Origin of the sequence: Actinomadura sp. 7K507 (assembly GCF_004348425.1) — a bacterium.
Lineage (GTDB): Bacteria > Actinomycetota > Actinomycetes > Streptosporangiales > Streptosporangiaceae > Spirillospora.
In genome coordinates this window covers 1-10,271 of sequence record NZ_SMKK01000295.1, presented here as the reverse complement: position 1 = coordinate 10,271, position 10,271 = coordinate 1, and the positions used below count along the sequence as shown (strand labels likewise).

Here is a 10,271-nt window from a genome sequence, read left to right as displayed (position 1 = left end):
GTCTGGTGGTACTGGAGCTCGTACAGGTGGGAGCCTTTGATCAGGATCGACACCTCGACGGGGCGGTCGCCGTCGGTGTAAACCACGCGGAACTGGCGGATGACCGGGACGTTCGGCAGCGACAGCAGTTCGGCTTCCTCGGTCGTGGGCATCCGCGCGGTCACTGCGTCAACGTGATGGCGCTGTGGAGACCCCAGCTCCTCCAGCACCCGCGGGGCGCCTCCCCGAATCCTGCGTTGTCCGGCCAGATCGGTGCCGCGGGCCAGTTCCAAGGGGTAGTACGACCAATCGACCTCGACCGGCCGCCCGCCGTGCCGGAGCAATCGGCGACGCATCTGCGCCGGGTCACCGGCCTCCAGGTCGAGCGCCCTGGCGACTTCGGTCGGCGACGGCACCTCGGCAACCTCCAGGAGTTCGTAGGAATACCCTCCCGGCGTCGGTTCGAAGTAGGTGTCGGCCTCGACCCGGAACGGCTGGCGTTCGCGAACGAACACGCCCTTGCCCTGTCGGCTTGTCAGGTAGCCCTCGCCTTTGAGCACGGCCAGGGCCTTCTGGACGGTGGTGTTGGATACCCCGAACTCGTCCACCAGGTACGCAGTGGAGGGCAGCTGCGTCCCAGGCGCAAAGTCGCCCGCCATGATCCGGGCTCTCAGGTCCGCGGCCATCTGCTCGTACGGCGGACGCTCATCTGCTCGGCGTGCCACCGTCAGCTCGCGATCAGCCGGTAGCGCAGACGACGGCCTTCCGGGGCCATCACCATCACGGATGCTTCGAACGGAACGTCCTCGACGGTGAGGCACGTCCGCCGCAGCACGATCACCGGCGCCCCGTCCGGTAGTGCCAGTTCGGCGGCTTCCTCGACCGTGGCCGCGCGAACTTCGATCTCTTCCCGGGCCTCATGGACGGTGAAACCGAGATCAGCCAGGAGCGTCACCGCACCACCCTTGATTTTTCCGTGTCGAGCAAGGGCCGTCCCCCCTGCTATTGCGGTGGGATACCACGAATCGGCCAGCTCGACTGGTCTGCCGTCCAGCATGATCGTCCGTCGCCGGACCGCCGCTGACGTGCCGTCCACCAATCCCAGCGCCGCCGACACTTCCGGGGGCGGCGCCATCTCGCCGACCTCACGCAACCGTTGGGTTCCGAACCGTCCCGCCGCGGCCGCCTCCTGCGACCAAGCGTCAGCCTGTCCCTCCCTCTGAGGAGATAGGTAAGGCAACGAACTCGCCATCCACATGGTGCGGCTCCCTCATTGAGACATACTTCTCGCGAGAACCATTATGGATGCGGACAGGTCCTGGTGATCCGCCCGGCCGCCTTGGGCGGCCTTAGTCGTGGCCGGTGCGGATGGTTTCTAGCCAGGTAGCGGCTTCGGTGAAGTCGTTGTCGTGGGTGCCGCGGCGGATCTCGGGGCGGGTCTGGTCGGCGCGGCCATAGGAGCCGACGAAGCGGAGGTCCGCGCAGACGCGGCGCAGGCCCATCAGGGCCTCGCCGACGCGTGCGTCGGAGACGTGCCCCTCGAAGTCCATCCAGAACAGGTAGGAGCCGAGGCCGGCGCCGGTGGGCCGGGACTGGATCAGCGTGAGGTTGATGCCCCGGACGGAGAACTCGGTGAGTATTTCCAGCAGGGCGCCCGGGTGGTCCTCGCCGATGACCGCGACGACGGTCGTCTTGTCCGTGCCGGTGGGGACAGGCGGGGCGCAGGGGCGGTGCAGGACGACGAAGCGGGTGACGGCGTCGGCGACGTCGTGGATGTCCTCGGCGAGGACGGACAGGCCGTAGCGGGACGCGGCGAACGAGCCGGCCAGCGCGGCGTCGTAGTGGCCGTCGGCGACGTGCTGGGCGGCCTCGGCGTTGGACGTGGCGGCGCGCCACTCGGCGTCCGGGACGTTCCCCAGCAGCCACCGGCGGCACTGCGGCTGCGCGATCGGGTGGGACGCGACGGTCTTGATGTCGTCCATCGCGGTACCCGGACGCACGAGGAGGGCGAACGACACCGGAAGGTGGATCTCGCCGACGATCTGGAGGGGCTCACCGGTGGCCAGCTCGTCCAGCGTGGTCGGGACGGAACCCTCGACGGAGTTCTCCAGCGCCACGACGGCCGTGTCGGCCTCGTCGCGGCGCAGGGCCTCGAGGACGGCCGGGACGGTCGGGTACGGCACGTGCTCGGCGTCGGCGGCGCCCGGGAGGGTCAGTAGCGCGGCCTCGGTGAAGGTGCCCCGCGGACCCAGGTAGGCGTAGCGCGCTGGCCTGCTGTCTGCGGTCACGGGGTCCCCCGGGTAGGTGTTACTGGTGAGCGGGAAGAAACCGAGTTTACCGCCCGGCGGGTAAAGGACCGCCTACGAGCACCCGGGAGGCGCCTCGCGGTTCCCGTCAGGCGCTGGCGGTGGGGGTGCGGTCGCCGTTGCCGAAGTCGGCCAGCGGGTCGTCCATCGCCACGACGGGGCCCTTGCCGAGCCGGGCCGCGCGCAGCACCTGGTTCTCCTCGGGGGAGAGCATCTCGACGGGCTGCCCGCCCAGGACGGCCTTGGCGTAGGTCCGCGTCTCGGTCCGCCCGTTGATGGAGCTGACCACGACCCCGTCGCCGACCGCGTTGATCAGGGCGAGCGAGAAGGACCGGTGTCCCGACATCTCCTTGAGGGCGTCGTAGTGGACGATGGCGAGGTCGCGCAGGGCGCGCTCGTCGACCGATCCGCTGGCGACCTGGAGCTGGCGCCTGAACATTTCCGAGCACTCGTCGACGACCTGGTTCACCCGGTTGTGGGCGACCACCGCGATGGACAGGCCCGCAACCCCCGCGACCAGGCCGGCGACGGCCACCGCGACAAGCATCACGGGCCGAGCGTACCCACCCTGACCTCCCGTTGCGAAGAATCCTCGCGACCAACTCGCGGATCGAGCCGTTTCACCAGCCAGGAGCCGAGGAGGACGATCGACACGAGGGCGGCGATCCCGAACGAGTCGCGGAGGAACTCCCCCACGAAAACCGAGACCGGGGGGTCTTCCGGGCCGGCCATGGCCCGCGCCCACCACGGGATCGGGAACAGGAACAGCAGCCAGAGCGCGAACGCGAAAAGACATCTTCGCGTGTCACGGCCATCACCGACCAAAGCCGCGATGACCGGGATCATCCAGACGAGGTGGTGTATCCATCCCACCGGGGACAGCGCGACCGACAGCAGTCCGACGATCGCGACCGAGCCCATCAGCAGGCTCGCCGAGTCGACCCCCGTCCGCAGGTCGGCGGCCTGGGACGCGCGGCGGGACCACAGGTAGCCGTAGTAGGCGACGACCGCGGCGAGGCCGAGCCACACCAGCGTGCGGACGGGCCCCTCTTCCATGATCCGCGCGACGATCCCCTGGACCGCCTGGTTGGTGGTGCCGTCGACCGCGCCCGTCCGGTCACCGCCCTGCAGCAGCGCGCCGAACCAGTAGTCGGCAGAGTCCGAAGGCAGCAGCGCGAACCCGCCGAGGGTGGCGGCCGCCGCGGTGAGCACCGCGTTGCCGAGCGCGTCCCGCCGTCCGGTGACCAGGAACCAGATGAGGAAGACACCCGGCACCAGCTTGATCGCGACGGCCAGGCCGACGAGCATCCCGCGCGGCCAGCGGGCGGTGCGGGCGCAGCAGTCGGCCAGGCACATGGCGAGGAGGAACAGCCCGACCTGGCCGAATCGGAACTGGTCCCGGACGGGTTCGAGCCACGTCATCGCGGCGACCAGGACGCCCGCGGCGAGCGGGGCCCAGCGCCCGAACCGGCGGATCAGGTCGCGGAAGGCGTAGCAGACCGTGACGACCAGCGCGGCGTAGATGAGGCCCGTCCAGATCAGCTGCGCGGCGCCCCAGGAGAGCAGGGTGAACGGGACGGCCAGGACGGCGGCGAACGGGGGATACGTGAACGGGAGGAGCTGCGGCGGCTGCGTGAGGACCTCGTACAGCGGCGCTCCGCGCAGGATGGCGCGCCCGCCGTCCCGGTACACCTCCAGGTCGACGAGCCTCTGGTCCGGCGGGTTCGTGAGCCAATGGACGAAGACCGGCGTCACCGCGGCCACGGCGACGGCGATGCCGGCCATGAGGATCAGCACATCGGCCCGCGTCCGGCGCCGCTCCGGCCCCTCCTGCCGCTCAAGGGGAGCGGGCATGGGTGCGGCCCCGTCCTGGGTTTCGCTGACCACCTGCGCCTTGGGACCGTCCACAGCCCGCAGGATATGGCCCCTCCGCGGTGTTATGGCTCTTGTAGCCTGAGCGCCATGACTCAGCGGGGAGCAAAGATCGCCATGTTCCTCGCGACCCTCGTCACGGCGCTGATGGGGGCCTCCGTGCTCTCCTTCGCCCACGCCGAGACCACCGCGTCCCCCGCGGGCGCGTCCCCGGAGAGCGCTTACCCGCAGCAGCCGCGCGCGTCGGCCATCGACGGCCGGGTCGTGATCGTCGGGGTCCCGGGGCTGCTGTGGAGCGACATCGGCGAGGAGAACACGCCCGCGCTGTGGGGGCTGACCGCGGAGGGTTCCGCGGCGAGCCTCAGCGTCCGCACGACACGGGTCAACACGTGCCCGACGGACGGCTGGCTCACGGTGTCGGCGGGGCAGCGGTCCCGGCTGCCGCACGGCGACTGCGCGCTCCCCGCCGCCCCGATCCTGCCCGGGCAGAGATCCCCCACCGGACCGCCGCCCGCGGGCGGCGCCATCGCCCCCGGCTGGCCGGCGATCAAGAGCGACAACGCGGACACCAGCTACCACGCCCAGACCGGCCTGCTCGGCGACGCGGTGAAGGCGGCGGGCGGCTGCACGACGGCGGTCGGGCCGGGCGCGGTGTTCGGGGTCGGCGACGGCGGCGGGCGCGTGGACCGCTACGTCGAGTCCCCCGACAAGGTGACCGCCGCCGACTGGGCGCGATGCCGGCTCGCCGCGGTGGAAGTCGACGACGTGTTCCGCGCCTACATCGACGCCGGAGTCGACCCGGAAGGCGAGCAGATCCCGCTGTCGGACAGCGTCCGCGCCGACGCCGCGGCCGCCGCCGACCGCCGTGTCGGGCAGGTCCTGACCGGCCTGCCCGAAGGGACGACCGTCCTGCTCGCCGGGCTCTCCGACACCGGCATCGACCCGCACCTGCGCGTCGCCGTCGCCAAGGGCGAGGCCGGCGAGGGCCGGACGTTCGGGCCCGGCTACATGAGGTCCGGCGCCACCCGGCAGGACGGCCTGGTCACGCTCACCGACGTCACGGCGACGACGATGAAGATCCTCGGGCTGCCGCAGCCGAAGCAGGCCGTCGGGTCGGTCTGGCAGTCGGAGCCGTCGGACGACACCACCACCGAACGGGTCGAGTCGCTTGAGGACTCCGACGTCGCGGCCCAGGCGATACGGACCGTCCAGACGTCGTTCTACTGGGTGCTGTTCGCGACGCAGCTCGTCCTGTACGGGATCGCCGTGCTCGCGCTGCGCCGGCTCGGCGGCGACCGCCGCTCGCGGGCCCGGATACTGGGCGGCACCCGCGTGATAGCGCTACTGGGGGGAGCGGCGCCCGGCGCGTCGTTCCTCGCGGGCCTGCTGCCGTGGTGGCGGGCCGACAACGCGACCCCGGTCCTGATCTGCACCGTGCTCGGCTTCGCCGGGCTGCTGACCGGCCTGGCGCTGGCCGGGCCGTGGCGGCGGTCCTCGTTCGCACCCGGCCTGGTGATCAGCGGGATCACCGCCGCCGTCCTGGCACTGGACGTCATGAGCGGCTCGAACCTCCAGCTCAACACGCTGATGGGGTACACGGCGCTCGTCGCCGGCCGCTTCTACGGCTTCGGCAACCAGGCGTTCTCCCTGTTCGCCGTCGCCTCCATCCTGACCGCGGCGTGGCTGTCGGAGTACCCGCTGCGCGCCGGACGCAAGAAGCTCGCCCTCGGGATCGTCGTGGTCATCGGGACGTTCGCCGTCCTGGTGGACGGGCTCCCGGCGTGGGGCAGCGACTTCGGCGGCGTGCTCGCGATGGTCCCGGCGTTCGCGATGCTCGGCCTGATGGTGATGGGACGGCGCGTCTCGGCGCTCAAGCTCGCGCTGTTCGGCCTGGCCGGAGCGGTGCTGGTGCTGTTCATCTCCTACCTGAACTCGCGGAGCGCCAACCCGACGCACCTCGGCCGGTTCTGGCAGGACCTCATGGACGGCGAGGCCTGGGGCATCGTCACCCGCAAGTTCGACGCCATGGTGAACAGCCTCGGGTACTGGCCGTACACGCTGGCCGTCGCCGCGGCGGTCGTGTTCCTGTTCTTCGTCCTGGCGCGGCCTACACGGTGGCGGGTATCGGTCCTACAGCGCGCCTACGAGCACAGCTTGACGATGCGCCCCGCCCTGATCAGCGCGCTGACGGTCGGCGTGATCGGCATGCTGGTGAACGACTCGGGCGTGGTGATCCTGTCGGTCTCGCTCAGCCTGGCGACCCCGCTGATGCTCGCCGCGGGCGTCCGGTCGCTGGAGATCGACCTGAGAAACGAAGACTCTGCACCACCAGAATCGTCAGAACCGCGACCAGAGTCCACGGGATCACCGTCGGCCGAACGACGGTGAACAGCCACGACAGCTCGTCCGGCAGGCGGATCCGGGCGGGGGCGCGGGCCGGAAGGTAGGCGAGGCTGAGCGCCGTGGTGTGGGCGAGCAGGATCCAGTCGACGCGCGTCCAGGGGAGCAGGGCCAGCAGCGCCCAGCCGAACCCGTCGTACCAGGGCAGCGCGTAAGGGGCGGCGAAGAGCCAGGCGAGGACGAGCGCGGCCGCGATGCGGCGGTTGTCCGCGTCCGGCGCGGACGTCTCCCCCGGGGCGACGGCACCGTCCGGCGGGATCCCGTCCTTCGGGAGCGTGCGGGCGAGCAGCACGAACAGCACGAGCCCGAGGACCACGGCCCCGACCTTGATGATGTCGCGCCGCGCGCCGCGTCCGAGCCAGTCGTCCACCAGATGCCAGGGGGTCGCGAACGAGACCATGCCGCTCGCCTCCCGGACCTGGTCGAGCGCGTTCGGCCCGGCGAGCAGGTAGGAGACCGCGGTGACGGCGCCGGCGCCGCCGAACAGGGCCGCCAGCCGCCCGGCCGCCCCCCACCGGTGTCTCGTCCGCGTCTCGCGGAGCAGCGCCCAGGCGGGCCCGCCGCCGACGAGCGCCGCCGGGAGCTTGACCGCGGCGGCGGCCCCGGTGAGGGCGCCCGCGGCGAGCGCCCGCACCCATCCGGCACGCCACCACCCCGGGCGCGTCCGGCCGCTGAACAGGGTGAGCGCCGCCACCATCGGCGCGATCGCGAGGACGTCGTTGTGCGCGCCCGCGATCAGGTGGAACAGCACCAGCGGATTGCACGTCCACAGCAGCGCCGTCCGGAGCCGCCGTTCCGCGGTCCCGGCCGTTCGGTACAGGATGAGCGCCGTCACCGCGAACGCGAGCGTGTTGATCACCGACAGGACGAACACGGTCAGCCGCACCGATCCGCTGCCGATCCAGGCGGCGAGCGCCTGGCCCCCGGTCGCGATCGGCCCGTACACCGACGGCGTCTCGCGCCATTCCTCGGGCGCCCCGGCGACCGGGTCGTACGGCAGTTCGGACGCGCTGGTCTCGTACGGGTCGTGGCCGGTGGCCGCCATCCGCCCGTACGAGGCGTAGTTCAGATGATCCGTGGACCCGACCGGCGGCATCGTCATGAACGCGACGGCCGCCAGCAGCCCCGCCACCACCAGCGGCAGCGCCCGCACGCGCCAGCCCTTCCGGACGGCGGCGAAACACATCCCGAGCCCGGCCGCCCCCGCCAGCACGCCCACGACGACGAGCCCGATCACCACGTACGGCGACGGGCCGGCGTTCAGCGCGTAGGGCGGCTCGGCGGCCCCGCCCTCCAGTGCGGGCTGGAAGACGGACGGGCCCAGGAACGCGGTGACGAGGAAGCACGCGAGGCTGATCCCGATCCCCCACAGGCCGCCCGTCCCGAGACGGCCCGCCCCGAGACGGATCACCGGCGGCTGGCGCGCAGGCGGTCCACGCGACGGGCGACGGCCGGCTCGCGTACGGCCAGGGCTCGGGCGACGTCCCGGAACTGCCGGGCCCGGTGCAGCTGGGCGTGCCAGTCGGTGCCGGTGGCGCGGTGCGCGAGCGGGACCTCCACCTCCCGGAGCCGGAAGCCCTTGCGCAGCAGGTCGATGGTGAGCGCGGTCTCCACGCCGAACCCGGCGGCGAGCGGCAGCGCGGCGTCGAACGCGGCCCGGGTCATGCAGCGCTGCCCGTTGAGCGGGGCGGTGGCCTCCCAGCCGGTGGCGCGGCGGATGCCGTCGCGGGACAGCCGCACCACGAACCCGTGCCCGCCGAGCTTCACCGTCGTGGTGAACACCGCGATCGTCATGTCGGCCTCACCGGCCCGCACCGGCTCGGTGAGCGGCGCAGCCTCCCGGGCGGTCTCGGCGAGGTCGGCGTCCAGGAACAGCAGGTGGCGGGGCTGGTCGCGGCCCTCGTCCAGCAGCCGGACGGCCTCGGCGCCGGCTTCCATCGCGGCGCCCTTGCCCCGGTTGCGGCTGTGCCGGACGACCCGCGCCCCGGCGTCCCGGGCCACCCGCCCGGTGTCGTCGGACGATCCGTCGTCGACGACCACGACCAGGTCGGCGCCGGGGAGTTCCTGGGCGGCCTTGACGGTGGCCGCGATGCGGTCGGCTTCGTCCTTGGCCGGGATGATCACCGCTACGTCCTGCATATCCGCGATCGTAGCCGGGGAGGGACGCGGGGCGGGGCAAGCCGCCGAGACGCCCCTTTCCGTTTCCGATTCCGTTACGCTCGCGGCCCCGCGTCCGCGGCCGGAACCGCGTCGGTCACGGTGAAGACGGTGTCGAGCCCCGTGACCTGCAGGATGCGCTTCACGGCCGGGCGCGGGGCGGCGAGTTCCAGCGACCCGCCCTGCTCCTTGAGCCGCTTCATGGCCGCCAGCAGTACGTTCATGCCGGTCGAGTCGCAGAACTCGACACCGCTCAGGTCGACCACGATTCGGTTGACCTGGTCGCGCAGGAGGCCCGCGAGGGCCGCCTGCAGCCTGGGCGCGGTGTACAGGTCGAGCTCACCCGTCGCCGTGACGACGGCGTGACCCCCCTGAGACGTGGTCGAGACGTTTAGCTCCACGTCCGGCACACTATCTCGGGAAAGGCTCGCGGGCCAGACAGTTCGCCAAGTCCCTGACGGCATGGGCGTGTCGCCACGCGGGCAGCCCCGCACGCTTTGAGAACTACGCACCGTGATGTCATGATCTCGCCGTTGGCGACGTCCGCACACCGGTCCGGGTGTTCTCTCCGGTTCCCGTCTCGCGGGCACCCCGAGTAGGAGAGGCTGAGCAGGTGCAACAACGGCATGGGCGGAGCGCCGATCCGAGAGAGACCCGGCTACGGGAACGCCTGGAGACCGTCCGCGCGCGCTCGGCGAAGTCCAGTTCGTGGCGGACGTCCACCCAGTACTTGTCCCGTCTGATGAACAAGAACGGCTTCGTCCCGGTGAAGGCGCGCCTGTCCCGCGAGGACCTCGCCTTCCTCGCTGGCGCACGCGAGGAGGTCATCATGTTCGCCGAACTCGGCGTCCGGCTCCTCGACCTGCACCGGCCCCAGGAGTCCGGCGGCATCACCAGCGACCCCGGCAGCCCCATCCACCGCTGCCGCGCCTGCATGTCCCGCTGGCCGTGCCCCACCTTCCGCGCGATCGACGACGCCTTCAACGTCTGAGCACCCGCCGCTGCGTCACGTCCGCCGGCGGCCATGGCGCCCTTGCGGCCGACCGTCGCGGCAAGGGGCGAACATCGCTTTAATGGCCCGATGACTCAGACGCGCCCCGCCACGCCGGCCTTCGGCGTGGTCGCGCTCATCCTCCTCGGCGGCGCGATCGCCACGGCGGTCGGCGCGATCATGATGTTCTTCCGCCTCTACCAGTCCGACCTGCTCCCGGACTTCCGGCACTCGACCGCCTACTACGTGCTCGCCTGCGCGGCCATGGGCTTCTTCACGGCGATCGGGGTCATGCTCACCCGCCCGCGCGGCCCCCTCGCACCGATCCTCGCCACGATCTCCGCGTGCGTCGCCCTCTACGTGGGGAACCGGCTCGGCGTGATCTTCTACGCCGCGGCCTTCAGCGGCTTTCCCAGCGACAACTTCTTCATCGAGGTCTGGAAGTACACCTTCGACGCCGAGGACCTGCTGGCCCCGGCGGTCGCGGCGCTCATCGCCGGTCTACGCGTCGCGATGGCCGCCAAGACCCTCGCGCCAAGGGGACAGCCGTACGGTCAGCCCTACCC

10 protein-coding genes and 1 pseudogene are annotated in these 10,271 nt (G+C 71.7%); 3 read left to right on the top strand and 8 right to left on the bottom strand.

Going from position 1 to position 10,271, the window contains the following annotated elements; translation table 11 throughout:
- The 5 genes from E1285_RS39855 to E1285_RS39835 all read right to left on the bottom strand — a co-directional run.
- A partial coding sequence (locus tag E1285_RS39855; protein ID WP_207947164.1) for a GntR family transcriptional regulator occupies positions 1–665 on the bottom strand: 665 nt, incomplete at its 3' end.
- A gap of 41 nt (positions 666–706) precedes the next feature.
- The gene (locus tag E1285_RS39850; RefSeq protein WP_207947163.1) at positions 707–1,132 is read right to left on the bottom strand and encodes a UTRA domain-containing protein; all 426 of its coding nucleotides are present in this window, start codon (positions 1,130–1,132) and stop codon (positions 707–709) included.
- Positions 1,133–1,328: 196 nt separating this feature from the next.
- Positions 1,329–2,267 (bottom strand): prephenate dehydratase, encoded by a 939-nt coding sequence (pheA, locus tag E1285_RS39845; RefSeq protein WP_132159784.1) that lies wholly within the window; start codon positions 2,265–2,267, stop codon positions 1,329–1,331.
- A 106-nt stretch (positions 2,268–2,373) separates the two neighbouring features.
- A complete protein-coding gene (locus E1285_RS39840; RefSeq protein ID WP_132159788.1) occupies positions 2,374–2,832 on the bottom strand; it encodes a DUF4446 family protein in 459 nt (152 codons plus the stop codon).
- Positions 2,832–4,193, bottom strand: coding sequence for a glycosyltransferase 87 family protein (locus E1285_RS39835; protein ID WP_243723377.1), 1,362 nt, complete (start codon positions 4,191–4,193; stop codon positions 2,832–2,834). The genes E1285_RS39840 and E1285_RS39835 overlap by 1 nt, the downstream gene beginning before the upstream one ends.
- Positions 4,194–4,247: 54 nt before the next feature.
- Between E1285_RS39835 and E1285_RS47920 the strand changes: the two genes are divergently transcribed.
- Entirely contained in the window at positions 4,248–6,545 is a 2,298-nt protein-coding gene (locus E1285_RS47920; protein ID WP_132159783.1) for a hypothetical protein, read from the top strand.
- A 544-nt stretch (positions 6,546–7,089) separates the two neighbouring features.
- Here E1285_RS47920 and mptB read toward each other — a convergent pair.
- The 3 genes and pseudogenes from mptB to E1285_RS39820 form a co-directional block, all read right to left on the bottom strand.
- Positions 7,090–7,794: pseudogene (gene mptB, locus E1285_RS47915) on the bottom strand (polyprenol phosphomannose-dependent alpha 1,6 mannosyltransferase MptB); the annotation flags it as partial.
- Between the two features lie 170 nt (positions 7,795–7,964).
- On the bottom strand, positions 7,965–8,696 hold the full coding sequence (locus E1285_RS39825) for a glycosyltransferase family 2 protein (RefSeq protein WP_132159782.1): 732 nt from the start codon (positions 8,694–8,696) through the stop codon (positions 7,965–7,967).
- A gap of 74 nt (positions 8,697–8,770) precedes the next feature.
- On the bottom strand, positions 8,771–9,115 hold the full coding sequence (locus E1285_RS39820; RefSeq protein WP_243723376.1) for an STAS domain-containing protein: 345 nt from the start codon (positions 9,113–9,115) through the stop codon (positions 8,771–8,773).
- 212 nt (positions 9,116–9,327) lie between these two features.
- Between E1285_RS39820 and E1285_RS39815 the strand changes: the two genes are divergently transcribed.
- Complete coding sequence (locus E1285_RS39815) at positions 9,328–9,705, top strand: hypothetical protein (protein WP_132159780.1); 378 nt, start codon at positions 9,328–9,330, stop codon at positions 9,703–9,705.
- A 90-nt stretch (positions 9,706–9,795) separates the two neighbouring features.
- On the top strand, positions 9,796–10,271 hold a 476-nt coding region (locus E1285_RS39810; RefSeq protein WP_132159779.1), incomplete at its 3' end, for a hypothetical protein.